The sequence below is a fragment of the Mycobacterium sp. NGS68 genome (assembly GCF_059812195.1).
In genome coordinates, this window is the sequence record NZ_JCALCE010000007.1 from 184,956 (window position 1) to 211,036 (window position 26,081).

The 26,081-nt window shown below is 68.7% G+C and carries 22 protein-coding genes and 1 pseudogene; 15 read left to right on the plus strand and 8 right to left on the minus strand.

All coding sequences use genetic code 11. From position 1 onward, the window contains the following. Window positions 1-73: 73 nt before the first annotated feature. Window positions 74-859 (minus strand): glycerophosphodiester phosphodiesterase family protein, encoded by a 786-nt coding sequence (locus AC5Y5V_RS10870; RefSeq protein WP_499934016.1) that lies wholly within the window; start codon window positions 857-859, stop codon window positions 74-76. A gap of 92 nt (window positions 860-951) precedes the next feature. Beyond that, entirely contained in the window at window positions 952-1,746 is a 795-nt protein-coding gene (locus tag AC5Y5V_RS10875; RefSeq protein ID WP_499934019.1) for a DUF1906 domain-containing protein, read from the minus strand. Window positions 1,747-1,989: 243 nt separating this feature from the next. Between AC5Y5V_RS10875 and manT the strand changes: the two genes are divergently transcribed. The 3 genes from manT to mmpH are packed head-to-tail and all read left to right on the plus strand — an operon-like array spanning window position 1,990 to window position 5,049. Next, the gene (manT, locus tag AC5Y5V_RS10880) at window positions 1,990-3,237 is read left to right on the plus strand and encodes an MMP alpha-(1->4)-mannosyltransferase (RefSeq protein WP_499934022.1); all 1,248 of its coding nucleotides are present in this window, start codon (window positions 1,990-1,992) and stop codon (window positions 3,235-3,237) included. After that, window positions 3,231-3,992, plus strand: coding sequence for a class I SAM-dependent methyltransferase (locus AC5Y5V_RS10885; RefSeq protein ID WP_499934026.1), 762 nt, complete (start codon window positions 3,231-3,233; stop codon window positions 3,990-3,992). Before manT ends, AC5Y5V_RS10885 begins: the two co-directional genes overlap by 7 nt. Continuing rightward, window positions 3,979-5,049 carry an MMP endo-(1,4)-3-O-methyl-alpha-D-mannosidase gene (gene mmpH, locus AC5Y5V_RS10890; RefSeq protein WP_499934031.1) on the plus strand — a complete coding sequence of 357 codons (1,071 nt, stop codon included), beginning with the start codon at window positions 3,979-3,981 and terminating at the stop codon, window positions 5,047-5,049. Before AC5Y5V_RS10885 ends, mmpH begins: the two co-directional genes overlap by 14 nt. A gap of 512 nt (window positions 5,050-5,561) precedes the next feature. Here the strand turns inward: mmpH and AC5Y5V_RS10895 are convergent. Next, window positions 5,562-6,224: a class I SAM-dependent methyltransferase gene (locus AC5Y5V_RS10895; protein ID WP_499934034.1), complete on the minus strand. Its 663-nt coding sequence runs from the start codon at window positions 6,222-6,224 to the stop codon at window positions 5,562-5,564. A gap of 159 nt (window positions 6,225-6,383) precedes the next feature. Here AC5Y5V_RS10895 and AC5Y5V_RS10900 point away from each other — a divergent pair, with 159 nt between their 5' ends. Together AC5Y5V_RS10900 and AC5Y5V_RS10905 are read left to right on the plus strand one after the other, a co-directional pair. Further along, complete coding sequence (locus AC5Y5V_RS10900) at window positions 6,384-6,995, plus strand: cutinase family protein (RefSeq protein ID WP_499934223.1); 612 nt, start codon at window positions 6,384-6,386, stop codon at window positions 6,993-6,995. Window positions 6,996-7,059: 64 nt separating this feature from the next. Further along, complete coding sequence (locus AC5Y5V_RS10905) at window positions 7,060-8,184, plus strand: GGDEF domain-containing protein (protein WP_499934037.1); 1,125 nt, start codon at window positions 7,060-7,062, stop codon at window positions 8,182-8,184. Here AC5Y5V_RS10905 and AC5Y5V_RS10910 read toward each other — a convergent pair. After that, a complete protein-coding gene (locus AC5Y5V_RS10910; RefSeq protein ID WP_499934041.1) occupies window positions 8,126-8,404 on the minus strand; it encodes a hypothetical protein in 279 nt (92 codons plus the stop codon). The genes AC5Y5V_RS10905 and AC5Y5V_RS10910 overlap by 59 nt on opposite strands. 595 nt (window positions 8,405-8,999) lie before the next feature. On the opposite strand from AC5Y5V_RS10910, the gene AC5Y5V_RS10915 reads away from it, so the two are divergent. The 4 genes from AC5Y5V_RS10915 to AC5Y5V_RS10930 all read left to right on the plus strand — a co-directional run bounded on the left by AC5Y5V_RS10915 (window position 9,000) and on the right by AC5Y5V_RS10930 (window position 13,011). Continuing rightward, the gene (locus AC5Y5V_RS10915; RefSeq protein ID WP_499934044.1) at window positions 9,000-10,013 is read left to right on the plus strand and encodes an NADP-dependent oxidoreductase; all 1,014 of its coding nucleotides are present in this window, start codon (window positions 9,000-9,002) and stop codon (window positions 10,011-10,013) included. Between the two features lie 27 nt (window positions 10,014-10,040). Continuing rightward, the gene (locus tag AC5Y5V_RS10920; protein ID WP_499934047.1) at window positions 10,041-10,313 is read left to right on the plus strand and encodes an EF-Tu/IF-2/RF-3 family GTPase; all 273 of its coding nucleotides are present in this window, start codon (window positions 10,041-10,043) and stop codon (window positions 10,311-10,313) included. Between the two features lie 43 nt (window positions 10,314-10,356). Beyond that, complete coding sequence (locus AC5Y5V_RS10925) at window positions 10,357-11,808, plus strand: amino acid permease (protein WP_499934052.1); 1,452 nt, start codon at window positions 10,357-10,359, stop codon at window positions 11,806-11,808. An 81-nt stretch (window positions 11,809-11,889) separates the two neighbouring features. Continuing rightward, a complete protein-coding gene (locus AC5Y5V_RS10930) occupies window positions 11,890-13,011 on the plus strand; it encodes a MinD/ParA family ATP-binding protein (RefSeq protein WP_499934055.1) in 1,122 nt (373 codons plus the stop codon). On the opposite strand, the gene AC5Y5V_RS10935 is transcribed toward AC5Y5V_RS10930, so the two are convergent. Then, on the minus strand, window positions 12,966-14,300 hold the full coding sequence (locus tag AC5Y5V_RS10935; RefSeq protein WP_499934058.1) for an acyltransferase family protein: 1,335 nt from the start codon (window positions 14,298-14,300) through the stop codon (window positions 12,966-12,968). The genes AC5Y5V_RS10930 and AC5Y5V_RS10935 overlap by 46 nt on opposite strands. A gap of 161 nt (window positions 14,301-14,461) precedes the next feature. Between AC5Y5V_RS10935 and AC5Y5V_RS10940 the strand changes: the two genes are divergently transcribed. Next, window positions 14,462-14,713 carry a hypothetical protein gene (locus tag AC5Y5V_RS10940; protein ID WP_499934060.1) on the plus strand — a complete coding sequence of 84 codons (252 nt, stop codon included), beginning with the start codon at window positions 14,462-14,464 and terminating at the stop codon, window positions 14,711-14,713. Between the two features lie 102 nt (window positions 14,714-14,815). After that, window positions 14,816-16,417, plus strand: a complete 1,602-nt coding sequence (locus AC5Y5V_RS10945; RefSeq protein WP_499934062.1) for an FAD-binding protein — start codon at window positions 14,816-14,818, stop codon at window positions 16,415-16,417. 54 nt (window positions 16,418-16,471) lie between these two features. On the opposite strand, the gene AC5Y5V_RS10950 is transcribed toward AC5Y5V_RS10945, so the two are convergent. Beyond that, window positions 16,472-17,515, minus strand: coding sequence for a M48 family metallopeptidase (locus tag AC5Y5V_RS10950; RefSeq protein ID WP_499934226.1), 1,044 nt, complete (start codon window positions 17,513-17,515; stop codon window positions 16,472-16,474). A 231-nt stretch (window positions 17,516-17,746) separates the two neighbouring features. Between AC5Y5V_RS10950 and AC5Y5V_RS10955 the strand changes: the two genes are divergently transcribed. Both AC5Y5V_RS10955 and AC5Y5V_RS10960 read left to right on the plus strand, forming a co-directional pair. Then, window positions 17,747-19,201, plus strand: coding sequence for an aldehyde dehydrogenase family protein (locus tag AC5Y5V_RS10955; protein WP_499934066.1), 1,455 nt, complete (start codon window positions 17,747-17,749; stop codon window positions 19,199-19,201). A gap of 49 nt (window positions 19,202-19,250) precedes the next feature. Continuing rightward, window positions 19,251-20,078, plus strand: a complete 828-nt coding sequence (locus AC5Y5V_RS10960; RefSeq protein WP_499934069.1) for a glycoside hydrolase family 16 protein — start codon at window positions 19,251-19,253, stop codon at window positions 20,076-20,078. Between the two features lie 44 nt (window positions 20,079-20,122). On the opposite strand, the pseudogene AC5Y5V_RS10965 reads toward AC5Y5V_RS10960, so the two are convergent. Continuing rightward, window positions 20,123-20,272 (minus strand): annotated as a pseudogene (locus AC5Y5V_RS10965) (class I SAM-dependent methyltransferase); the annotation flags it as partial. 145 nt (window positions 20,273-20,417) lie between these two features. Between AC5Y5V_RS10965 and AC5Y5V_RS10970 the strand changes: the two are divergent. Together AC5Y5V_RS10970 and AC5Y5V_RS10975 are read left to right on the plus strand one after the other, a co-directional pair. Next, window positions 20,418-22,088 carry a sensor histidine kinase gene (locus AC5Y5V_RS10970; protein WP_499934072.1) on the plus strand — a complete coding sequence of 557 codons (1,671 nt, stop codon included), beginning with the start codon at window positions 20,418-20,420 and terminating at the stop codon, window positions 22,086-22,088. Then, a complete protein-coding gene (locus AC5Y5V_RS10975; RefSeq protein ID WP_499934074.1) occupies window positions 22,088-22,771 on the plus strand; it encodes a response regulator in 684 nt (227 codons plus the stop codon). The genes AC5Y5V_RS10970 and AC5Y5V_RS10975 overlap by 1 nt, the downstream gene beginning before the upstream one ends. A 73-nt stretch (window positions 22,772-22,844) precedes the next feature. On the opposite strand, the gene AC5Y5V_RS10980 is transcribed toward AC5Y5V_RS10975, so the two are convergent. Next, entirely contained in the window at window positions 22,845-25,973 is a 3,129-nt protein-coding gene (locus tag AC5Y5V_RS10980; protein WP_499934076.1) for an MMPL/RND family transporter, read from the minus strand. Between the last annotated feature and the right edge of the window lie 108 nt (window positions 25,974-26,081).

A 26,081-nucleotide genomic window follows, 5' to 3' on the forward strand; every position in this document is an offset into this window, starting at 1 on the left:
CGTCAACCGTCGACGCCCCCGCAGGCCGCCCGGCTCGCGGGGGCGTCGCGCATCGTCGGGCGGCTGGGGGCGGCTAGGTCCACCACTCGCCGCGGGCGAGCAGCACATCGCGAAGCAGGTCGGCGCGATCGGTGATGATGCCGTCGACACCCATGTCGAACAACGCGTGCATCGCGGCCGGGTCGTCGATGGTCCACGCGTGCACCTGCCGTCCCGAGGCGTGCAGGGCCCGTACCAGCGCCGGCGTGATGATCGGCAGGCCGCCGAGCCGCGCCGGGGCCTGCACGCAGTCGCTGTCATGCAGCATCCGCCACGCGTACGCCCGGGCATACGGCGTTCGGCTCGTCAGCATGGCCAGGAGGCCGGCCGTCCCCGCCGCCGTCGCGACGGGTCGGGACATCAGGCGCAACGCGTGCCGTCGCCGGCGATCGGAGAACGACGTGACCAGCACGCGGTCGTGCGCGCCCAGGCGTTCGATGACGTCGACGGTCGGCTCGATGGCCGACGCGTGCTTGAGGTCGATGTTGACGCGGACGTGCGGCAGGGCCGTCAGCAGGTCTTCGAGCGTCGGGATCGTTTCCCCGGCACCCAGCTTTGCTCTGCGCACGTCACGCCAGTGCAACTGATCGACCATGCCCGGCACGCCGGACTCGGCGCCGAGCCCGCGGTCGTGCAGGATCACCGCCGTGCCGTCCCGGGTGCCGTGAACATCGGTCTCGATGTAGCGGTATCCGAGCTTGGCCGCCTCGTGGAACGCCGCCATGCTGTTCTTCGGCCATCTGAATGACGTAAAGCCTCTGTGCGCCATGGCGATTCGCCCGGTCCCGCGCAGGAAATCGACGTCGCGCGCGGCGCTCATCGGCTAAGTCTAGAACGGCGAGCAGACGCGAAAGCCCCCATTTCGGCACGAAATGAGGGGCGTTCGCGTCTGCTCGCGCTGCTTGTCGGGCGCTACCGGCTGAGGTCCCACTGCCCATAGTCGGGCGCTAAGACATCGTCGATGTCGATGCTGGTGCCGCCGAGGAGCGGGCCGTTGATCACGCCCTGATAGAGCACCGCGGCGGGTTCACGCTCGCCGTGCGACCAGCTCCTGGTCTGCCACGCCCACTTGAATCCCGCCGTCGTCGAGTTGCCGATCACGCCGTCCCGAATCGCCCACCCGCAGGCCTTCGCGTGGCCGTAGATGCCGGTGCGGCCCACACCGAGCACGGAGTTGATGCCGCGAAACCACTCGACGGCCGGGCCGTTCCATGTGTTGACGTCGATGTCGTCGTCGACGCTGAAAAAGATCGGCGCAGAACCCGGCCCCCCGGCCGCCGCGTGCAACCGTTGCGCGGTCTGGGCGTCGGCCACGCCGCCGTCGCGCCCGCGGGTGAAATCCGACGGCGCGGACCCACCCGGCTTGCCGTACTGAAAGTTGCTGACGATGTGCAAGCCTTCCGCCCGCAGCGCGTCGGCGTATTCGCGGGTGATGGGCTTTGCCTCGAAATGCTTGCCGGGCCGCGCCTCGGACACGTAGTTGACGACGCCGGCGTAGCCCGCCGCCTTGATCTCGGCCGGCGGGATTCTGAGCTCGGCAAAATCGATCAGCTGAATGTTGTCGGCCGACGCCGGCGGCGCATCCAGTGCGGCGGCCGCCGCCCCCAGACCCAGCAGCACGGGTGCGGACAGGGAGTATCTGAGGACGTCGCGTCTGGAGACAGATCGCTCGCCGCTGCGTCCACGAGGCGAGGCCGAACGGGGCATCGCGTGATGGTAGCAAAGCCTGGACGGCCAGGGTCCGACGATCGCTCACCCAGCCGGGACCCCAGGCGAGGCCTCTGAACTGGGGTTTTCCGCGAAACCCGGACCGCGTTGCGGTGTTTAGCTGGCCGAACTATAGTCTGGACAGGTGTCCAGTTTTACTCGCGCGCTTCGCGGGACCCGGTTGATCTCGATCGAATTTGGGCACACTTCCGCCGTCATAAGAGCTGCGCAGAAGGGTTGAGTATGCGAGTTGCGCTTCTGTCCTATCGGAGCAAACCCCACTGCGGCGGACAGGGCGTCTATGTGCGCCACCTCAGCCGCGGGCTGGTGGAGCTCGGCCACGACGTCGAGGTGTTCTCCGGCCAGCCCTACCCCGAACTGCTTGACCCGCGGGTGCGGCTGACGAAGGTGCCGAGCCTGGACCTGTACCGCGAGCCCGACCCGTTTCGGGTGCCGCGGCCCAGCGAGATTCGCGACTCGATCGATCTGCTGGAGCTGGCCACGATGTGGACGTCGGGTTTTCCCGAGCCGCGCACGTTCACGTTGCGCGTCGCGCGCCTGCTCGCCGGCAGGGCGGGCGATTTCGACCTCGTCCACGACAACCAGAGCCTGGGCACCGGACTGCTGACCATCGCCGGCACGGGCCTGCCGGTGGTGGCCACGGTGCATCATCCGATCACGCGGGATCGGGTGCTCGACCTCGCCGCGGCCCGCTGGTGGCGAAAGCCGCTGGTGCACCGGTGGTACGGGTTCTCCAAGATGCAGAAGCACGTCGCACGCCAGATTCCGGACCTGCTGACCGTGTCGTCGTCGTCCGCGCAGGACATCGTCGCCGATTTCGGTGTGTCGGCGGACCAGCTGCACGTGGTGCCGCTGGGCGTGAACACCGAGCTGTTCAAGCCGGGGTCGCACCCACGCCGACCCGGCCGGGTGATCGCGATCGCCAGCGCGGACACCCCGCTGAAGGGGGTCAGCACCCTGATGCACGCGGTCGCCAAGCTGCGCACCATCCGGGACCTCGAACTGCGGCTGGTCGCCAAGGTCGAGCCCAACGGCCCGACGGAGAAGCTGATCGCCGAGCTGGGGATCTCCGACATCGTCCACATCAGCAGCGGGCTGTCCGACGCCGAGCTGGCCGCGTTGTTCGCCTCGGCCGAGGTCGCCTGCATCCCGTCGCTCTACGAGGGGTTTTCGCTGCCCGCGGTGGAGGCAATGGCCAGCGGCACGCCGATCGTGGCGAGCCGGGTGGGCGCGCTGCCCGAGGTCGTCGGGACCGACGGCGCCTGCGCCGAGCTGGTGCCGGCCGCCGACGTCGAGGCGCTGACGGACGCGCTCGGCGCGCTGCTCGACTCGCCGGAGAAGCGTCGCCGCCTGGGCGCGGCGGGCCGAGCGCGTGCGGTCGACGTGTTCAGTTGGGAGGCCGTGGCCGCGCAGACCGTGCGGGTCTACGAGCGGGCGATCGCGCGCGCCGAGGGCCGGGCGCAGTGCTGACCGTCGACTTCGACCGGCTGGGGATTGGCCCGTCGACCAGGGTCATCGATGTCGGCTGCGGCGCCGGCCGGCACGCCTTCGAGGCGTATCGGCGCGGCGCCGACGTCGTCGCCTTCGACCAGGACGAGTCCGAGCTGCGTTCCGTGGAATCGATCCTGCAGGCGATGGCCGAAGCCGGTGAAGCGCCGGCCGGCGCGTCGGCGCAGGTCGTCGTCGGCGACGCGCTGAAGCTGCCGTACGCCGACGGCACCTTCGACTGCGTCATCGCCTCGGAAATTCTGGAGCACGTGCCGCAGGACGACGCGGCCATCGCCGAACTGATCAGGGTGCTCAAAGTCGGTGGCACACTCGCGGTCAGCGTGCCGCGGTGGCTGCCCGAGCGGGTGTGCTGGCTGCTGTCGGAGGAGTACCACAGCAACGAGGGCGGCCACGTCCGCATCTATCGGGCCAGCGCGCTGCGCGACAAGATCGCCGGTAGCGGCCTGGAACTCACCCACACCCATCACGCGCACGCCCTGCACTCGCCGTTCTGGTGGCTGAAATGCGCTGTGGGAGTGTCCAACACCGACCATCCCGCGGTGACGGCGTACCACAAGCTGCTGGTGTGGGACCTGATGCGCCGGCCGAAGATCACGCAGCTGGCGGAATCGCTGCTGAATCCGCTGGTCGGCAAGAGCGTCGCGCTGTATTTCACCAAGCCCGCTCGGGCGATGGCAGGTCAAGCGACACAAGGATATTCAATTGCATCGGTTTGATCCGCCGGCGGTCGCGGGCGTCCTCACCCCCGAGCAGTGCCGGCAGACCGCGATGTCCATCGCCGCGGCACAGGAATCTTCGGGCGCCATCCCCTGGTTCGACGGCGGGCACACCGACCCGTGGGATCACGTGGAATGCGCGATGGCGCTCACCACCGCCGGCGAGTTTGAACCGGCCCGCGCCGCGTTCGAGTGGAGCCTTCGCACGCAACGGCCGGACGGTTCCTGGCCCCTCCAGACCCGCGCGGGAACGGTCGAGGACGCCAACAGTGACAGCAACTTCTGCGCCTACATCGCCACCGGCGTCTGGCATCACGTGCTGGTCACCGGCGACCAATCTTTCGCCGCGCGGATGTGGCCGGTGGTGCGGCAGGCGATCGATTTCGTCATCGACCTGCAGGTCGGCTACGGCGAGATCTGCTGGGCGCGTAGCGCGGCCGGTCCGGTACGGGAGGCGCTGATGACGGGCTGTGCCAGCGTGTACCACAGCATTCGGTGTGCCCTGGCGCTCGCCGACCTGGTCGGGGAGCCGCAGCCCGAGTGGGAACTGGCGGTCGGCAGCCTCGGCCATGCGATCGTCGCGCATCCGGAGGCGTTCACCGAGAAGGACCGCTATTCGATGGATTGGTACTACCCCATCCTCGGCGGCGCGCTGCGCGGCCCGGCGGCCGCGGCCCGTATCACGCAGCGGTGGGACGAGTTCGTGGTCGACGGGCTCGGCATTCGCTGCGTGAGCGACCGGCCGTGGGTGACCGGCGCCGAAACCTGCGAGCTCGTCCTGGCGCTGGAGGCCGTCGGGCACCGGTCGGCCGCGCATCAGCAGTTCGCCGCGATGCAGCACCTGCGCGAGCGGGACGGTTCCTACTGGACCGGCTTGGTGTTCGCCGACGGGAAACGCTGGCCTGAGGAACGGACCACCTGGACCGGCGCCGCGATGATCCTGGCCGCCGACGCGCTGTCGGACACCACTCCCGCCGCCGGGATCTTCCGCGGCGACGGGCTGCCGACGGGCCTGCAGACCGACTTCGAATGCGAGTGCGTCGCCAGCGGGCGGTGACGCGGGTCGGGTGACGCGGGTCGGCTCGGGTGCCTGTCGGCTCTGGTGCGGCGGCTCGGATGCCTGTCGGCTCGGGTGTCTGACGTCGAGACTTAATCCACGGCGAACGTCGTCGGCGTGTCGTCGCCGTGGTTTAAGTGTCGCGCTGGCGAGTGCGTCGCCAGCGGGCGGTGACGCGAGTCGCGTCCCCGCGGGCTCTGGTGCCTGTCGTCGAGACTTAATCCACGGCGAACGTCGTCGGCGTGTCGTCGCCGTGGTTTAAGTGTCGCGGTGGCGAGTGCGTCGCCAGCGGGCGGTGACGCGAGTCGGGTCCCCGGCGGGTCGGGGGACGGACGCGGGTCGGGGGTCCCGGCGGCTCGGGTCCCGGCGGCTCGGGTGCCCATCGGCTCGGGTGCCTGTCGTCGAGACTTAATCCACGGCGAACGTCGTCGGCGTCGTCGCCGTGGTTTAAGTGTCGCGATGGCGAGCGCGTCGCCAGCGGGCGCGGCGCGGGCCGGGCAAAAGGCGCCGCGCTAGATCGGCTCGCCCGGTCGGCCCCCGGTGCGCTCGAGCGCGCGCAGCGAACCCGTCGCCGACACCTCCCGGAACTGGCCGGAGTCGAGCGCGCGGCGATAGATGTAGTACGGCGGGCGCCCGCCGTCCTTGGGATCCGGGAACACGTCGTGGATGACGAGCGCACCCCCGACGTCCACCCATTTCGCCCAGCCCTCGAAGTCCTGGTTGGCGGCGGCTTCGGAGTGGCCGCCGTCGATGAAGAGCAACCGCAGCGGGGTGCGCCACCCGCGCGCCACCACCGGAGACTTGCCCACCACGGCGACGACGTGGTCGTCCAGCCCGGCGGCGTCGAGCGTGCGGCGAAACGTCGGGAGCGTGTCGAACAGGCCGGTGACCTCGTCGACCAACGAGGCGTCGTGGTACTCCCAACCGGGCTGGTGCTCCTCCGACCCGTGGTGATGGTCGACCGTGTAGAGCACGCTCCCGGTCTGTTGCGCCGCCGCCCCGAGCAGCAGGGTGGATTTGCCGCAGTAGGTCCCGATCTCGACGCCGATGCAGCCGTCGAGGTAGCGCACGGCGATGTCGTAGAGCGCGCGCCCCTCGTCGGCCGGCATGAACCCCGTCACCTGTTCGGCCAGCGCGAACAACCGCTCGTTTGCGTCCGTGTGTGTCCGGCTCATCAGGCGAATTTATCGCGTGTTCCCGCCGGTCTTGTCGGCCGCCCAGCACCCGAAGCGCAATCGCTCTAACATCGTGCTGTGCGCTTCCATCCCCTCAAACAGATTGTCATCGGCGTGGCGCCGGCGGTCATCGCCGCCGGGTTGACGTTCACCGCCGCCATGTTGCCGGCCGGCGCGCCGGGTGCAGCGCCCTCGGCCGCGGCCGCGAACTGTCCGCAGGTGCAGGTGGTCTTCGCCCGCGGCCGCCTGGAGTCGGCCGGCCCCGGCGTCCTGGGCAATGCGTTCATCAACGCGCTGAGCTCCAAGGTCGGCGGCAGGAGCTTCGGCTCGTACGCCGTGCGGTACCCGGCCGACACCCAGGTCGACGTCGGCGCCAACGACATGAGCCAGCACGTCCAGAACATGATCAACACCTGCCCTGCCACGCGGCTGGTGCTGGGCGGTTACTCCCTGGGCGCGGCGGTGACCGACGTGGTGCTGGCGGTTCCCTTCTCCGCGTTCGGCTTCGACAACCCCCTGCCGGCCGGCGCCGACCAGCACATCGCCGCGGTCGCGTTGTTCGGCAACGGCAGCCAGTGGGCGGGCCCGATCACGAACTTCAACCCCATCTACAACGATCGGACGATCGAGCTTTGCCACGGCGCGGATCCGATCTGCAACCCGGCCGACCCGAACACCTGGCAGGACAACTGGCCGCAGCACCTCGCCAGCGCTTACGTGCACGACGGCATGGCCAACCAGGCCGCCGACTTCGTCGCGGGCAAGCTCTAGCGAGCCGGACCGGGCGTTTCGCCGCTACAGTGTGGATCGGTGATGCCACATTTCGGGGGGCGCGGTGGGCAGAAGTGAGTACCGTTTCGCGATTCGCGCGCTGCGCGAAGGCGGTTTGACGACGGTATTCATCGCCGCGGTCGCCGCAGCCTGCTTCGGGTCGCTGGGGCTTCTTGCCCTGATGCAGTTCCACCCGGACGGTCCGGTCGGCATCGTCAGCCGGGCCGTGCAGGCCGCCGCGATGCTGGTCGCCGCGGGCTTCGGGCTGCGGTGGGCGCTGGGCCGGTGGCCCGGTTACCCCCTGGTCATGACGTTCGTCGTAAGCGCCGATATCGCCGTCGCCGCGGTCGCGGCGACGATGTCGACGCCGCCGTCCCGGCTGTGCGCCACGCTGTACATGGGCCTGGTGGGCGTGTTCGCGGCGTTTGTGCTCGGCCGACGAGTCCTGTGCCTGCACTGCGCGTTCGGCATCGCGGTGATCCTGGGCATCACCGCTTGGGCGGTGTTCGACGGGCGGGCCAGCGCATTCGGGCTGTTCATCTACTACATGCCGGCGCTGACCTGGGTGGTGGTCGCGCCGCTGGGTGGCCTGGCCCTGATCGAAGGCGGACGACGCGCGATCAGTCGTACCGCGCGCTCGGCCCACTACGATCCCCTGACCGGGCTGCGGAATCGCCGCGGCTTCTCCGCCGCGATCGAGCTGGCTCTGCCCCGCCGGACGCCGTCCAAGGCGGTCGTCATCGCGGTGTGCGACGTCGACCGGTTCAAGATGCTCAACGACGTATACGGCCACGCCGTCGGCGACTCCGCCCTGATCGCGATGGCCCAGCGGTTGCGCGAGCTCGCGCGGCCCGGTGAAATCGCGGCCCGGATCGGAGGCGACGAGCTCGTGCTCGCGGTCGTGCGCGACGACCCGGCCGAGCCGACGGAATTGGCGCACAGGCTGTGGTCGCTGACGTGCACCGAGGTGGACTCTGTGGTGCTGACCGCGAGCATCGGAATCGCGTCGCGCGCCACCGACGACCCCTACTTCTCCATCTACGACGTGCTACGGCACGCCGATGCCGCCATGTACGAGGCCAAGCGGTCCGGCGGAGCCAGCTGTGTGATTCACCGGCCGGCCGCGGACGCTAGCGGAACCGGCGCCGCGGCCGACTCCGGGCGAGTTGCCGCGGTTCAACGAATCTGAGTCCCCAGCCGACGACGGCGGGCAGCCCGAGGTGGGCGGGCAGGTTGCGCTGGATCCGACGTGCGGAGACCAGCAGCATCAGGCCGATGGCGCGCTTGCTCAGCGAGATGCGGCTGGTGCGTTGCCTCCACGTCGGCGGCGTCGAGCCGGCGCGGCGACCGACGTGGTAGCCGACGTACAGCGAGGTCACCAACGCGGAGATCACCGCAAGCGCTGTCATGAAGATGAGCGTCCTTCGTCGCTGTCGCGAGAAGGTCACGAGCCAGCCACACCTCAGCCAAAACGAGGAGACGGCGGATTATTCCGCCGTCTCCTCGGGTGGGAAGAATATGTAAGCCGCGTCAGCGAGATTTGCTGTCGACCGCGACCAAATGGAAGCTCGCGCGCCGGTTTTCGACGGCGGAGCTATATCCGGACGCTGCTGACAACGGCTGCGAATCGCCACCCTGCGCGGCTGCACGCTGTTTGGCCAGGAACGAGGGGTGACGCCGCATGGCTTCCATGCGTGCATTTTGACGCCGCTGAGCAGCCGCCCAAGCGGGGTGTGATTCCAGGAAAACTACGGTCGCACCTGATGCATTCGCCACGATCGTCAACTCTCTCCTGATGAAGAATCGGCCGTTAATCCCACGGCAACGTGGACTAACCCTTGATTAATGATGCCCAGGTGAACCTGTGATCAAACCTTTGCGATCCTGAGATTTAGCCGTGAATTCGTTTGCGCGAACAGACGCAAAAGCACCCAAAAACCGTCGTTTTAGGGTGCTTTTACGTCTGCTCGCCGGACGACGGGAGTTCTCCGGTACCGTGCGCTCATGCCCGAGAAGAACCGTCGCTTCCTGCTTCGCGAGCGCCCCGTCGGGCGCATCGGACCCAACACCTTCGAGCTCACCGAGCAGGCGGTCCCCGACATCGGCGACGGCGAGGCACTGGTACGCGTCGACTGGATCTCCCTCGACCCGACCAACCGCACCTGGATCAACGACACCCCGACCTACCTGCCGCCGGTGGGCATCGGTGAAGTGATGCGCGCCGGCGGGATCGGCGAGGTCGTCGCGTCGAAGAACCCGCACTACGCCGTCGGCCAGATCGTGCAGGGCCTGGTCGGCTGGCAGGAGTACGTGATCGCCTCGGACTCGGCGCCGCTGCTGCCGGTCAACGTCGCCGAGGGCGTCTCGCCCAGCGCCTACATGGGTGCGCTCGGGATGACCGGGCTGACCGCGTGGGTCGGGATCCGCGACATCGGCAAGCCGAAACCGGGTGAGACGGTGGTCGTCTCGGCCGCGGCCGGCGCGGTCGGGTCGGTCGCCGGCCAGCTCGCCAAGGCCGACGGCGCGCGGGTCGTCGGGATCGCCGGCGGCCCGGAGAAGTGCGCGATCCTGACCGAGCAGCTGGGCTTCGACGCAGCCGTCGACCACAAGGCCGGGGACTGGTACCGGCAGCTCGCCGCCGCGACGCCCGACGGCATCGACGTCGACTTCGAGAACGTCGGCGGCGACATCATGGACGCGATCTTCGCCCGCCTCAACATCGGCGCGCGGGTCGCGCTGTGCGGCCTGATCTCCGGCTACAACGACGCCGACCCGCCGCCGGGGCCGCGCGCGTTCGCCAACCTGCTGATCCAGCGGGCGACGGTGCAGGGTTTCATCGTCCTGGACCACTTCGGCCGGGCCGCGGAGGCGAACGCCGAGATCGCCGGCCTGATCAACGAGGGCAAGCTCACGCCGCTGGAAACCGTCGTCGAGGGCTTCGAGCAGCTGCCGACGGCCATCAACATGCTGTTCGACGGCAAGAACGTCGGCAAGCTCATGGTGAAGACGTCCGGATAAGCACCCGCGTCGCGTAGCGTGCCGCACATGTTCCGGATGACGGTGCAGGACGTGTTCGTGATCCGCGGCCGCGGGGCGGTCGCGACCGGCCGGGTGGAGAGCGGCCAACTGCGGGTGGGCGACACGGTCCAGATCAACGACGGGCCGCGCGTCGCCGTCGACGCCATCGAGGCGTTCCGCAAGAAGAGGGACAGCGCGGCGGCCGGCGACAACGTCGGACTGCTCTTCAAGAACCTCGACACGAACGACGTCGCCGCGGGAGATGTCATCACCGCGGCGGGCGGTGTCTATCTGGCGTAGGAGTGGCGTAGGAGTACGCCCGCATAAGCCCTATCGTCGTCGCATGGCGAGCGACATCACCGCCCCGACGGACGATGACGCTGTCCCCCACCTGCATCGAGAGCTTTCCAACCGGCAGATCCAGCTGATCGCGATCGGCGGCGCGATCGGCACCGGCCTGTTCATGGGCTCCGGCCGGACGATTTCCCGCGCCGGGCCGTCGGTGCTGCTGGTATACGCGATCATCGGGTTCTTCATCTTCTTCGTGTTGCGCGCGATGGGCGAGTTGCTCCTGTCCAACCTGAACTACAAGTCGTTCGTCGACTTCGCGGCCGACCTGCTGGGGCCCGCGGCGGGCTTCTTCATCGGGTGGTCGTACTGGTTCGCCTGGATCGTCACCGGCATCGCGGAAGTTGTCGCGATCACCGGGTATTGCCGGTTCTGGTGGCCCCACCTGCCCGGCTGGGTGCCCGCACTGGTCACGGTCGCGCTGGTGCTGGTGTTCAACCTGTTCAGCGTCCGCAACTTCGGGGAGATCGAGTTCTGGTTCGCGCTGATCAAGCTGGCGGCGATCCTGTGCCTGATCGGCGTCGGCGCGATCCTGCTCGCGACCGGTTTCGTTTCTCCGCAAGGTCAACCGGCGGCCGTCGGAAACCTCTGGAACGAAGGCGGCTTCTTCCCCACCGGGTTCACCGGCGTGGTCGGCGGGTTCCAGATCGCGTTCTTCGCGTTCGTCGGCGTGGAACTCGTCGGCACCGCCGCCGCCGAGACGGCGAGCCCGCACCGCACGCTGCCCCGCGCGATCAACGCCGTGCCACTGCGCGTGGCGATCTTCTACATCGGGGCGTTGCTGGCGATCCTCACCGTCATCCCCTGGCGGCAGTTCGAGAGCGGCAGGTCCCCATTCGTGACGATGTTTTCGCTGGCGGGACTGGGCGCGGCGGCCTCGATCGTCAACTTCGTGGTGATCACGGCGGCCGCGTCGTCGGCGAATTCCGGTGTGTTCTCCACCGGCCGCATGCTTTTCGGCCTGGCCGACGAGGGCAGCGCCCCCGCTTCCTTCCGCCGGCTCAACCGTGGCGGCGTGCCCGCGCCCGCGCTCCTGGTGACCGCCGTCCTGCTGCTGACGTCCATCCCGCTGCTCTATGTCGGCGGCTCGGTGATGGGCGCCTTCACGCTGCTGACCACCATTTCGTCGCTGCTGTTCATGTTCGTCTGGGCGATGATCGTCGTCAGCTATCTCGTCTACCGTCGCCGGCACGTGCGGCGACACGCGGCCTCCCGGTACCGGATGCCGGCCGGGGTACCGATGTCCTGGGCCGTGCTGGTCTTCTTCGCGTTCGTGATCTGGACGCTGTGCACCGAACGCGAAACCGCCATGGCGCTGGCGTGGTTTCCGCTGTGGTTCGTCCTGCTGGGCGCCGGCTGGCTGATCGTGCGGCGCCGACCCGGCCACGCCGAGCAATACCGCCTGTTCCAGGCCGAAATGCAGCACCCCACCGATTCGGGTGACTAAACCGCCCCGGTCGCATTATCGTTTCCGTCGGTTCTGCAACGACGGAGAACATTCCCACGAGCGGAAAGCGCACGGCCCGGTATGACCAGTCCCACCGATTCACTGCACCACGGGGCCCCTTCGGGCCACGCCGCCGCCGGTACTTCCCCGGCGCCCCCGCTTCCGACGAGTCCGGACAAGCACCCCATCGCGCCGTCGCCGCCGGTGCCCCAGCATCCCTATGGTGACAACGGGCACAACCTACTGGCCAAGGGCGTACGGCCGACGGCCGCGGGCGGCTGGCGCAAGGTGGTCGTCAACCTCACCGGCGGACGGATCAACCCGGGGCCGAGCGCCGGCCAGCGGCATGCCGCCGAGTTGATCAGCCGGGTCCGCGCCACCCTCGACGACGTGCACAAGGTCGCGTTCGTGTGCGCCAAGGGCGGCGTCGGCAAGAGCACGATGACCGTCGCGGTGGGCAATGCCATCGCGCGGGTCCGTGGCGACCGGGTGATCGCCGTCGACGTCGACCCCGACCTCGGTGACCTGTCCGCGCGATTCAGCGAACGCGGGGGCCCGGACGCCAACATCGAGCAGGTGGCGTCGCTGCGCAACGTCGAGCGCTACTCGCACGTGCGCGTGCACACGGTGCTGAACAACGACCGGCTGGAACTGCTGAGCGCCCAGAACAATCCGAAGGCGTCCTACACCCTGGGTCCGGACGACTACTCCGCCACGATGAACATCCTGGAACGGCACTGCAATGTGATCCTGCTCGATTGCGGCACGTCGATCACCGACCCGCTGTTCCAGACGATCGCCGGCGACGTGACGGGCCTGGTCGTGGTGGCATCCCAAGATGTGCGGGGCGTCGAGGGTGCGCTGGCGACGCTGGAATGGCTGTACTCGCACGGGTTCGACCGGCTGCTGCCCCGGACCGTGGTCGCGCTCAACGCGACGCGCGACGGCCGCCCGCTCGTCGACCTGAAGGTGGCCGAGAACGAGCTGGGCAAGTTCGTCTCGCAGGTCTACCGGGTGCCCTACGACGTGCACCTGGCCCAGGGGTTGGCGGTCGACTTCGGCACCCTCAAGCCGCGGACCCGCAAAGCCGTCCTGGAGCTGGCCGGCGGCGTGGCCCAGCACTACGCGACCAGCCAGTCCACCAGCCAGGCCCGGGGCTATCGGGAGGACGACCTCGGTTCCTGGATCGACATGATCCGCTGACTCAGGGCCCGCGCCGCCACCAGGGCGCCCACCAACACGGCGACGCAGACGAGTCCGTCGTCCTTGAGGCCCCACTTCACCGCCGCGAGCGTCGACGCCCCTGCCACGCACAGCAGCGCGCCGACGGCGACGCCGCGCCACACCGACGTGATCGCCGGCGCGCCGTCCCACCCGGGTAGCGGGTTGTTCTCCAGGCCCCGCAGCGCCACGAACAGCAGCGCCACGACGCCGACCATGATGAACAGCTGCTCGATGCTGATCCCGAGGAAATCCGGTTGGCCCGGGTACCGGGGACGCCCGAAGCCGTCGAACAGCAGGTGCACGCCCAGCAGCGCGGGCATGTGCCAGAGATAGAGGGTCATGGCGCCGGAGTTGCCGACGGCGGTCCACCACCACACCCTCGGGCGTTGCGCCCACCGGCCGATCGCCGGCGCCGCGGCGACGGCCAGCGCGCTCAGCATGATCGCGTGCCCGGCCAGCAGCAGTGACGGCGGGCTCATGTTCGGCAGCCGCTGCCCCTCGATGCCGACCAGGCTCAGCTCGTACGGACCCCAGCGCAGCAGCGCGACGTTGACCGCGAACGCCGCCGCGGCCGTGCCCAACGCCGCGCGCCCGGTCAGCAGGTCGCGCCGGTAGCCGACGCCGAACATGGCGGGGATGAGCCAGACGGCCAGGTTGACGTAGCCGAGCGGCGCCGCCGCGCTCCAGTGCAGGCGGACCGCGTCGACGACGGCGATGATCGCGTACGCCGCGGCCACGCCGGCCGCCAGGCGGGCGGTGGTGTTGATCCGCCACAGCACCGGCATCGCGGCCAGCACCAGCACGTAAGCCCCCAGAAACCAGAGCAGCTGAATGCTGACGCCGGCGACCGGTTCGTACACGTGCTGCGGGAGCACCGGATACAGCGCCGTCAGCGCGATCGCCCAGAATCCCAGGTAATAGAACACCGGCCGAAACAGCCGGGTGCAGCGCTTCATCAGCCAACCGCCCCAGTTGGCGCCGGGCCGCCAGGACGCCACGCACGCCGCCGCGCCGGCGAAGAAGAACAGCGGCATGATCTGGAAAATCCAGGTCAAGGCCTGGAACACCGTCGAGGTGGTGAGCAGGTTGTCCCAGATCAGCACGCCGTTGCGGATGACGCTGATCGCCATCACGGTGTGGCCGATCACCACGCCGATCAGCGCGGTGATGCGGATGACGTCGATGGCGCGGTCGCGGTCGGCCGGGGTGCTGGCGTCCAGTTCGGCGGGGGCGGGAAGGCCCAGGAGAGTTCTCTGCTGTGTGGTCACCCGGACAGCATCGCCGCGCGGGGGCCCGAAAGCCTGCGTAGTTCTACCTGTCCGGGGGCGTAGCGCTACTCGAAGTTTGGGATCGGTAGCTCGGTGTGCCGCCTGTACTTGGTGCAACGACGACGCCACCGAGGCGCCGCCTAGCAAACGGAGAAAAGCACATGAAAATCCTGCCCGCCAGCATCGAGGAGCAGATCAACCGCGTCGACCAGCAGCGCGCGCTGTGGATCGGCATCAGCGCCGCCGTGTACACGGCGTGGAGCGTTTACCGCCTGATCTGGCTGGTCTACCTCACCGCGACCTTCGGCGTGTTCTTCGGCTCGGTCTTCCAGTTCGTGCTGTGGGGTGTGACCGGGGCCGTCGCGGGGGTTGCGGCCGTCGCATTCCTGACCCGCTACAACAGGGGGGCGTGAACCTGGCGTTCCCCTGCCGTTCCCCCACCGAGCAGACGTAAGGGTCCCCGAAAACCAAGGTTCTCGGGGACCTTTGCGTCTGCTCGCGTAGGCTCAGGCGCCGTGCCCGCCGACATCTCGACCGACGTGTTGGTGGTGGGCTTCGGCGCCGCCGGCGCCTGCGCGGCGCTGACGGCCCGCGAGCGCGGCGCCGCCGTGGTCGCGCTGGACCGGTTCGACGGTGGCGGCGCGACCGCGCTGTCCGGCGGCATCATCTACGCGGGTGGCGGGACCGTCGTGCAGCGTCAGGCCGGCGTCGACGACACCCTCGAGGAGTTTCTGGCCTACCTGCAGCTCGAGGTCGGCGACGTGGTGCGCCCGGAAACGCTGCGGCGCTTCGCTGAATCCAGCGTGGAAATGATCGACTGGCTGAGCGGCCACGGCGTCCCGTTCGACTCGTCGATGTGCCCGTACAAGGTGTCGTATCCGAACAACAAGTACTACCTCTATTACTCCGGCAGCGAGAATTCCGGCGGTTTCCGCGACGTCACCCGACCGGTCGCGCGCGGGCACCGCGTCCACGGCATGGGCACCTCGGGCAAGAAACTCTCGGGCCCGTTGATGCAATCCGCGCTGGCGGCCGGCGCTCGGTTCTACCCGCACACCCGGGTCACCGACCTGGTGACCGACGCGGCCGGCCGGGTCGTCGGCGTCCGGGCGCTCACGCTGCACCGCGCGCCGCGGGGGGTCCGGCAACAGTTCGCGCGTGCGGCGGCGCTGGCCGCCAAGCCGGGCGTCTACTACCCACCGCTGCGTGCGGCCATGGAGCGGGTGATGCGCGGCCTGGAACGGCGGCACGCGACGCCGATGCAGGTCGAGGCGCGCGGCGGGGTGATCCTGAGCGCCGGCGGCTTTATCGCCAACACCGACTGGATCCAAAGGTACGCACCGCAATTCAGCTGCGGACTTCCTCTGGGCACCACCGGCGACGACGGCAGCGGCATCGCGCTGGCCGTCAAGGCCGGGGGCGTCACCGACCGGATGGACAACGTGTCGGCGTGGCGATTCATCACTCCCCCCAGCGCGTTCCTCGGTTCCATCATCGTCGATCAGCACGGCGAGCGGATCATCGACGAGACGCGCTACGGCGCGGCGGTGGGCCAGGCCATGGTCCGGCATCACGACGGAAAAGGCTGGCTGCTCGCCGACGCCGCGCTGATGGCCGAACGCCGCAAACAAATTCCGGCCCAATCGATTTGGTTCCAGCGGCTGCAGGGCGAAGGCCAGGCGGCGCTCGACGCGAAGCGCGGCGCCACGCTGGAGCGAGTGGCCCGCGCGGCCGGTGTAGATCCCGACGGGCTGGCGAAAACCGTTGCCGCCCATAACGACGCGATCGATGCGGGAGCACCCGATCCGATGGGCAAGCCCGCCGAGTTCACTCGCCGCGTCGGCGCCGGTCCGTACACGCTGATCAACATCTCGATCCGGCGCAGCCTGCTCAACCCCACGCCGATGCTGACCCTGGGCGGCGTGCGGGTGGACGAGGACACCGGGGCCGTCGTCACCGCGTCCGGCGATGCCGTGCCCGGCCTGTACGCGGCGGGCCGCACGGCGGTCGGCGTCTGTTCGAACTCCTACGTCAGCGGGCTGTCGCTGGCCGACTGCGTGTTCTCCGGCCGACGGGCGGGCGCGCACGCGGCCACATCCCTTGCCGAGCAGACGTAAAGGCCCCCGATATCGCCGCCCGTTTTCGGGACCTTTACGTCTGCTCGCGCGAGGTTACTTAGGGTTTCGCCACTCGGTGATCTTGCGGCCCAACGAGTCCGCGGCGTTGGTCGCGGCCCGCCCCACGCCGTCGACCAGACCGCCCAGGCCGTCGCGGATGCCCCTGATCAGCGGGTCCTCCGACTGGTCGAAGCCGTCCTTGTAGTGTCGGGCGGCCTCGCCGAGGTCGTCGGAGAACTTTGCCTTGTCGTCGTCCTCGCGGCGCGGGTAGTCACCCGACATCACCGTTCCGTAGCCGCCGGTGTCCACCCACTTGGTCAGCGCGGCGGCCCGCAGCACCGAGAACGGGTGCGACTGCAGCTCGAGGTTGAGGATCTTGAGCACGCCGTCGCGCATGTCGCCGGACCGGTCGTACTCGGCCGCCTGGGCCAGGAACGCCTCGGAGTCGAGCTTGTCCAGCCGGCTTCCGCCGGCCAGCTTCATCTCCACCCGGATCGCGGTGTCCAGGTCCTGGCCGCACAGCAGGCCGGCGCGGTCCCCCGACAGCTCCGACTTGCGCTGCCACTCCATCAGGGCGGCGACGATCGCGCGCAACGCCCAGCCGCCGACGGGCATGAAACCGAACGACCGCGCCAACCGCATCAGGTGCATCATCATCGTGCGGTACACCGCATGGCCCGACATCGCGTGGCCGAGTTCGTGGCCCACCACGAACCGCATCTCCTCGTGCGTCATCAAGTCGTACAGCCCGGACGTGACCACGATGAACGGCTGATCCATACCGATCGTGTACGCGTTCGCGTCCGGTGACTGCAGTACGAACAGCTCCGGTCTGGTCGGCGCGTCCAGGACGTCCACGCAGTCGTCGAGCAGCGCGTCCAGGTCGGCGAACTGGCGCGGCCCGACGCGTGCCGCGCTGGCCAGATACAGCAGCCGGTGCTGACGCTCGCGCAGCATCCCCGACATCAGCTTCAGGATCTGGTCGAAGCCCTTCAGTCGCCGCAGCGCTGACAGCGCGGTCCGGTCCGCGGGGTGCTCCCACGCCCGCGAGCTGATCCCCGGGAACACGGTGCGCGTCGTCGCAGGTGGCCCAGAAATAGCAGACATCACGCGATCCCCTCGGTGGTCGGGCCTTCAGCATAGGTCCGTCCGCCGGGCCGGTGCCGCACCCAAATCGGGTCCTCGAGACTGAAGCTGCGGACACCCGTATCGGCGTGTCGTGTGCGTGGCTTACGTGTCGCGGAGGGGCCGCGCCGCGCCGCCCTTGACCCGACGCCAAGCCCGATGCTAAGCAAGTGCTCAGCATCCGACGTAGAGAGGGCGATCACTGTGACGTTGCAGACGGTTTTGGAGGACATTCGCGCGCGTCCCGGCTCGGGCGAAGTCATCTCCGTCATCGATCCCGCGACCGAGGAGCAGATCACCGAGTTCACCGACTGCGGCGAGGAGGCGGTCAACGAGGCCGCAGCGCGGGCGAGGGCGTCCTTCGAGGCCGGCGTCTGGTCCCAGCTGCCCGGCCGCGAGCGGGCCAAGATCATGTGGCGCATCGGGGAGCTGATCGACGAGCACGCCCAGGAGTTCGCCGAACTGGACTCGCTGAACACGGGCATGCCGCTGATGCAGGCACAGTTGCAGATGTCCACCTGTTCGGAGTTCTTCCGCTACTACGCCGGCTGGTGTTCGAAGCTCAACGGCACCGCCTACGACGTCAAGACCGACGGCATCGCGACGGACACGTTCGTCAACATGCACGCCTACACCCTCAAGGAGCCCTTCGGTGTGGTGGGGCTGATCTTCCCGTGGAACGGACCGATCTTCAATGCGAGCGCCAAGCTGGCGCCGGCGCTGGCCGCGGGCTGCAGCATGCTCGTCAAACCGGCCGAGGAAACGCCGCTGTCGGCGTTGCTGCTCGACAGGCTCGTCGCCGAGGCTGGCGTTCCCGACGGCGTCGTCAACCTGCTGACCGGCTACGGCCACACCGCGGGCGCGGCGATCACCGCGCATCCCGACGTCGAAAAGGTCGCCTTCACCGGGTCGACCGAGGTCGGCAAGGAGATCGTGCGGGCGTCCGCCGGCAACCTGAAGAAGGTGATGCTCGAACTCGGCGGCAAGTCCCCGGTGCTGATCTTCGACGACGCCGACCTGGACAAGGCCATCCTGATGGCGTCGCTGGGCATCTTCGTGCACTCGGGGCAGGGCTGCGTGTGCGGGTCGCGGATCTTCGTGCAGCGCGGCGTCTACGACCGGGTCGTAGAGGGCATCGCGATGATGGCGAACACGTTCAAGCTCGGCGCCCCCAGCGAGGAAGGCTGCGTCAGCGGCCCGCTGATCAGCCAGAAGCAGCTGAACCGCGTGTTGGGCTTCATCGACGAGGGCAAGGGTGACGGCGTCGAAGTGGTCGCCGGCGGCTACCGCCTCGACCGCAAGGGCTACTTCGTCCACCCGACGGTGCTGACCAACGTCGACCCCGGCATGCGGCTGTACCAGCAGGAGATTTTCGGGCCGGTGGTCAGCATCCTTCCGTTCGACGACGAGGACGAGGCAGTGGCCATGGCCAACGACACCACCTACGGGCTGGCCGCCACCGCCTGGACGGAAAATCTGGGCCGGGCCCACCGGATCGTCAAGCGGCTGCAGGCGGGCAGCGTGCAGGTCAACTGCCAGTTGGTCTTCGACCATGACGTGCCGTTCGGCGGCTACAAGCAGTCCGGATGGGGCCACGAGTTCGGCAAAGAGGGCATCGACGCCTACATGAAGACCAAGGCGGTGTGGGCCCAGCTCTAGGATTTGCGTTTGCACTCCGTAGGGCCCCGGCTGCTATGGTGCTGTGCTTATGCCCGAAATGGATCGTCGCAACATGATGTTGATGACGGGTATCGGGATGCTGACAGCCGCGATTCCGCTCCCGCAGGCTGGTGCCGTCCCGTCCCGTCCGCAGAGCCCGGCGCCCAAGGCGCCCAGCGGTGGGCCGTACATCTTCCAGGACGAGTTCGACGGGCCCGCCGGCTCGGCACCCAACCCGTCGAAGTGGATCGTCGCCCAAGCCCGCGAGACGATGAAGGACCCGACGTACTGGGAGCTGCCCGAGCACGTCGGGCAGTACCGCGACGACCGGCAGAACGTCTTCGTCGACGGCAAGTCCAACCTGGTCCTGCGCGCTGCCAAGGATGGCCCCACCTACTACGGCGGCAAGATCCACAGCTCCTGGCGGGGCGGGATGGGCCACACGTACGAGGCCCGCGTCAAGTTCGACTGCCTGACGCCCGGCGCCTGGCCCGCGTGGTGGCTGGGCAACGAGGACCGCGGCGAGATCGACATCATCGAGTGGTACGGCAACGGCAGCTGGCCCTCGGCGACCACCGTCCACGCGAAAGCCAACGGCTCGGCGTGGAAGACGCACAACATCGCGGTGGACAGCGGCTGGCACACCTGGCGCGTCCAGTGGGACGACGCCGGCATGAAGTTCTGGCAGGACTACAGCGACGGCGCGGCGCCGTACTTCACCGTGCCGGCGAACTCGATAGCGGACTGGCCGTTCAACGACCCCGGCTACACGGTCTTCCCGGTGCTCAACCTCGCGGTGGCCGGGTCCGGCGGCGGTGACCCCGGGCCGGGGCACTACCCGGCGCAGATGCTCGTCGACTACGTGCGCGTCTGGTAGGACTCACTGACGGAAGCGGGCGATCGCGCTCCAGGGGCTGCCAGCCACCCGAGGTCTTCGAAAAACGCTATCCCGTTGTCGGGGGCGGATTTCCACGGCGCATTCTCCGACAGGCCCGCCGTCGGCCCGACGAGGTCGAGCATCCACCAGGCGACCTCGGGACACTTGATCGCTTGCGACAGCGCGGCGCCGTCACGGACGCCGGTGGCGCGTCCTCGGCCCGACGAGTGTGGGGCTTGTGGATGAAAACCCGTGCATATCCCCCACACTCGGCGAGCAGAGCCGGGCGAACTGCCGAGTTTTGCGTATTTTGCTCAGCGCGGGTAGTAGGGTCGCCTCATGGCCGACCGGGGTCGCACCGCGTTGCGACTCGCCACGCAGGTGCTGCTGCTGCAACTGGCCATCGTCACGCTCACGACCGTGATCGCATTCGCCCTCGTCGCCGAATACGACCGCGAGGGTCTGTATGCCCAGTACGGCGACCACGCGCTGGACATCGCGCGGGTGGTGGCCACCTCCCCCGTCGTACTGAACACCATCTCCCGTTACGACAACGAGCCGGTCACCGACAGCCCCGAGATGGTGCACGAGCTGGCCGATAGCCCGTTGCAGGCCAACGCCGTCCGGGTCACGCAACGCACCGGGGTGCTGTTCGTGGTCATCGCCAACAATCAGGGCATCAGGCTCGCGCATCCTGACCAGAACAAGCTGGGGCGGCGGATCAGCACCGATCCGAGCGTCGCACTGGGTGGACACGAGCAGTGGGTCCGCCAGTCCGGCAGCCTGGGGCGGGCGATCGTCGGTAAGGTCCCGGTGCTGGAGCCGGGCACCATGCACGTGCTGGGCATGGTCAGCGTCGGCATCTCCACCATGGAAATGCATGAGAAATTCGTGCACACCCTCTACAAGCTGGCGGCATTCGGGGGTGTCGCCCTGCTGATCGGTGGCGCGGGCTCGGTGGCACTGGCCCGGCGGTGGCGCGGGCTGACCCACGGTTTGCGGCCGACCGAGATGACCGAACTGGTGCGCACGCAGGCGGCGGTGCTGCAGGGCATCGGCGAGGGTGTGCTGGCCGCCGATACGTCGGGCAAGACCACGTTCGTCAACGACGAGGCCTGTCAACTGCTCGAAATCGGCGACGGCACAGGGCAACCCGTCGAGGAGATCGGGCTGACCCCGCGGGTGCTGGACGTGTTCAAGGCCGCCGACGCGACACCCGCCCTGGCGACGGTCGCCGACCGGGTCGTCGTGGTCTCGGCGCGGCCCGTGTCCCGTGAGGGCCGCGAGCTCGGGACCGTCCTAGTGGTGCGCGATCGCACCGATGTGGAGTCGCTGACCCGGCAACTCGACGCGGTGCAGGTGATGAGCACGGTGTTGCGCGCCCAGCGTCACGAGTTCGCCAACCGGCTGCACCTGCTCAACGGGCTGCTGCACGGCGGCCACGTCGACGAGGGTTTGGAGTATCTGGAAGAACTGCTCGGGTCGGGCCCGCTGGGATCCGCGTTGCCCGGCATCGACGCGATTCGCGACGCCTACCTGCAGGCCTTCCTGGCGGCCAAGGCCGCGGGCGCCCGCGAATCCGGGGTGACGTTGCGGATCGGCGAAAACACCCTGGTGACAGGGCGGCTCGTGCTGCCCGTCGACGTCACCACCGTGGTCGGCAACCTGCTCGACAACGCCATCGACGCGGCCCGGACGGGTTCCAACCACGTCAAAGAGGTCGAAATCGAGCTGCTGCAGGAAGGCACCACGCTGCACGTCATCGTGGTCGACAGCGGCGACGGCATTCCGCCCGACTTCGTCGACGATGTGTTCACCGAGGGCCGGACGACGAAGCCAGACTCCGGGCTGCCGGGGGGCCGCGGCATCGGTCTGGCGTTGTCGCGACAGATCAGCCGCTCGCTCGGTGGGGACCTCTGGCTGTTCAGCCCCGGCGACACGCCCGACCTTCGGTTGGCCGGCGCGGAGTTCATCGGGTGGCTGCCAGGAGTGATGGAAGAGGAGGCGTAGTGAGCGAGTCAGACCTGACGGTGCTGGTGGTCGACGACGACTTCAGGGTCGCCAACATGCACGCCGAGATCGTCAACGCGCTGCCGGGTTTCACCGTGAGCGCCACGGTGAACACCCTCGCGGCCGCGCGACAGGCGGCGCCGGTCGACCTCGCGCTGGTCGACGTCTACCTGCCCGACGGGTCCGGAGTGGACTTCGTCCGCGAACTGCAAGGCGACAGCATGATCCTGTCGGCGGCGACCGAGCCGGACACGGTCCGCGCCGCCATGAGCGCGGGGGCGCTGAGCTACCTCGTCAAGCCGTTTCCGACCACCGAGCTCGCGGCCCGCCTGGCGGGCTATGCCCGGTACCGCAAGATCCTGGCCCGCGCCAACCTGAGCGCCGGCGACGTGGATGCGGCCCTGGATGCGTTGCGCCCCAGGGTCGCCGCCGCTGCGCCCCCGACCATCGCGGCCTCGTCGACCAAACAGCTTGTGCTGGACGCATTGCGCACATCGGACCAGCCGATGTCGGCGGCGGAGGTGTCCGCGGCGATCGGGATATCGCGGGCGACCGCCCAGCGGTATCTGGCATCGCTGGCCACCGCCCGGCAGGTCAAGGTCGGTCTGCGGTACGGCACGACAGGACGCCCGGAGCAGGAGTTCGCGGCGACCGACACCAAGCCGCCCCGGCCCGTGCGTTAGCGATGACCACGGCCCGCCCCGCGCGGTGGCGAGACGGGCCGCAGTTCGCTGGAGCGTCGCTGCTCGTGGTCTTCTACTGCCTGGTGCCGGCGACCGTGAGGCGGCGAACCCGCTTGCCGGGCTGCGTGATTGAGCGCCGCCGACGGGCCGCCGAACGCCGCAGGTTGTCGGGCGTCAAGCGATGCGTGGTGCCGACACCGGCGTCCGTCCGCTCCGCGGTAGCCGGTGCGGTGGGCAGCGCTTCGGTCGCGGCGACGCCGGGCTCGACGCGGACGCTGTGCCCGGCGGTGTGCGTCTTCTTGGACGGCCACCAGTTGGCCTTGCCGATCAGCGCCGCCATGGCCGGCACCGTGACGGTGCGCACCACGAAGGTGTCGATCAGCAGGCCCATGCCGACGATGAAGCCGATCTGGGTCATGGTCGTCAGGCTGCCGAACACCAGGCCGAACATCGAGGCGGCGAAGATCAGGCCGGCCGAGGTGATGACTCCACCGGTGGAGCGAACCGCGCGGATGATGCCGGAGCGGATGCCGACGCGCGACTCTTCACGAATCCGCGTGATCAGCAACAGGTTGTAGTCCGCTCCTACCGCGACCAGCACGATGAACGCCACCGCCTGCACGCTCCAGTTGAGGGGCTGATGCAACAACCACTGGAAGAAGATGACGCCCACGCCCACCGCCGACATATACGAGATGACCACGGAGGCAATCAGATACAGCGGCGCCACGATCGCCCGGAGCAGGAAGATCAGGATCAGCAGTACAACCAGCAGGGTCATGACGATGATCAGTCGCAGGTCGTGGTTGTAGTAGCCGCGCATCGCTTGATACGTCGCGGTGGTGCCGACGATCGAGATCGATGCATCCGACAGGGAGGTGTTGGGCTGCGCGCCGCGGGCAGTGTCGAGGATCGAGGTCACTTGGTCCATCGCGGCGGCGCTGAACGGGTCGAGCTTGGTCTCGACCAGGTAGCGCGCCGAGTGGCCGTCGGGTGAGATGAACACCTTTGCGGCGTTCTTGAAGTCGTCCGACGTGAGCACCTGCGGCGGGATGTACATGCCCGCCATCGACGGTGCCGCGGCATCGCGCTTCATCGACGTCAGGAACTGGGCGGCCTGGTTCATGCCCACGCCCATCTTCTTCACCTGGTCGACGAGCGTCCGTACCCCGTCGGCCAGTTTGCGGCTGCCGTCGGCCAGTTGCTCAGAGGCCGTGCGCATCTGCGCGATCTTGGCCGTCATGCCGGCGGCGCTGCCACCCACCGACCGCAGACTGTTCGAGGCTGCTGCCAGCTGCGCGGTCAATCCCCCGATCGCCGCCTGCACGCCTGGCAGCCCGACGTTGCCGCCGCCCTGGGCGAGCTGCTGAAGCTGGGCGCGCGCCCTGTCGCAGGACGGATCGACGTTGCATAGGGGGTTGCTGTTCAGCGTGTTCAGCAACGGGCCCACCGCGCCGGCGGCACCCGTGACGGTGGATCCGTTCGCGAGGCCCCGCACGTTGTCCAGCAGGCCGGCCGCCGTGGCGAGTTGCTGCTGCACCTGGCCCAGCTGCGCGGCCATCTGGGTCATGGGCCCGCTGGCGTTACGGATTTCGTCACGCACCTGGGCCAGGGCGTCCGCCAGTTGATCGGCGCCGTTGGTCAGCGCCTCGAGGTCGCCGGCCCGGTCGCTGATCTGTGTAGAGGCGTCCCCGAGCTTGGAGCCGACCTCCCCCGCTTGATAGCTGACCTTGGCCTGGTCCAGCGGCTGGCCCGTGGGCCGGGTGATGCCGCGCACCGCGGCGATGTCGGGCAGCTGCGACACGCGCTGCGCCATCTGGTCCAGGTCGGCCAGGGCCCGCGACGTCCGCAGGTCCTGGGGCGAGCGGACGTAGATGTACTGCGGCAGAAGCGAGCTCGTCGAGAAGTGCTCCGTCATGGTGTCAAAGCCGACGTTGCTCGGCGCCGACGCCGGCAATTGCAGGCGGTCGTTGAAGGTCGGCTGCAGGAAGGCCGCACAACCCGCCAACACCAGCAGCAGCGACAGGCTTATCACCAGATGCGACTTCGGGCGGCGGACCAGTTGCACGGCCGAGCGCTGCCACATCCGGCCCGTGAGCGCCGCCCGGGGCGTGATCCAGCCGCGCCGACCCGTGACCGTGAGCACGGCAGGCAAGAGCGTGACGGCGGCCAGGAACGCGATACCGATCGAAATCGCAAGTGCGGGGCCGATGCTCGTGAATGCGGGGAGTTGGGTGAAGTACATGCCGAGGAAGGTGACCCCGACGGTGGCCGCCGAGGCCGCGATGACCTCACCGATCGAACTCAACGCCTTAGTCACCGCCAGGTCGGAGTCGGCGCCGGCACGGATGTACTCGTGGTAACGGCTGATCAGGAAGACGGCGTAGTCGGTGCCCGCGCCCGCGATCATGGCCGTCATCAACGCGATCGTCAACGGAGAGACCCCGAGCCCGATCTGAGCCAACCCGGACACGACGCCCTGCGACGCCGCCACCGAAGCCCCGATGACGATCAATGGCAGCAGCACGGTCACGGGTCGCCGGTAGATCACCAGCAGGATGACGAGCACGAGCGCCAGGGTGACCATCTCGATGACGTGCATGTCGCTCGCGGTGACGATGGACATGTCGCCGACCATGGCGGCCTGACCCGTCAATTGCGCCTTCACCGCGGTGCCCGCGGTGGAACGCTTCACGATTGCCGTGATTCGTTGGTAGGACTGCGAGGACTGCGGGGACCCGACCGGTGCCTTCAGGATCACGGCCAGGTAGGCCGCCTTGTGGTCCTTGCTGGCCATCAGGGCGCGCAGTGGCGGCGTCGTGATCATGTCCTGGACGCCGGCCACGTCGTTGGTTTCGGCGCGCAGGGTGGCGGCCAGCTTGCTGTAGACCTCCTCGTCGCCTGGACTCAGACCCTTGTCGTCGGCGAGGACGACGACCATGACGTTCTGTGCGGATTCGCCGAAGTCCTTGGCCATCTGCTCGGCCGCCGCGAGGGCTTCCGGCGGCAACAGCTGAGCCTGCTGGCTTTCGACCACCTTGGTCAGCGGCGTGAAGGCCACGGTCAGCACGGCCACCACCGCGATCCATGCGCCGATGATCAGCCAGGGGGCGCGCACGGCGAAGCGACCCAACACCGCGAAGGCGTTGACCGGGGGCTTGGCAGGTGGCGAACCCTTGGGTGCAGCGGACTTTCTGAACATGGTGAAATCCCTCATTCGTGTCGGGGGCGAAGATCGGCGCCGGGGCTGGCGGCTTGGTTGCGAACGTACGGCGCCGCCGGTAGGCGTGTCGCGGTTGTGGGCGATAGT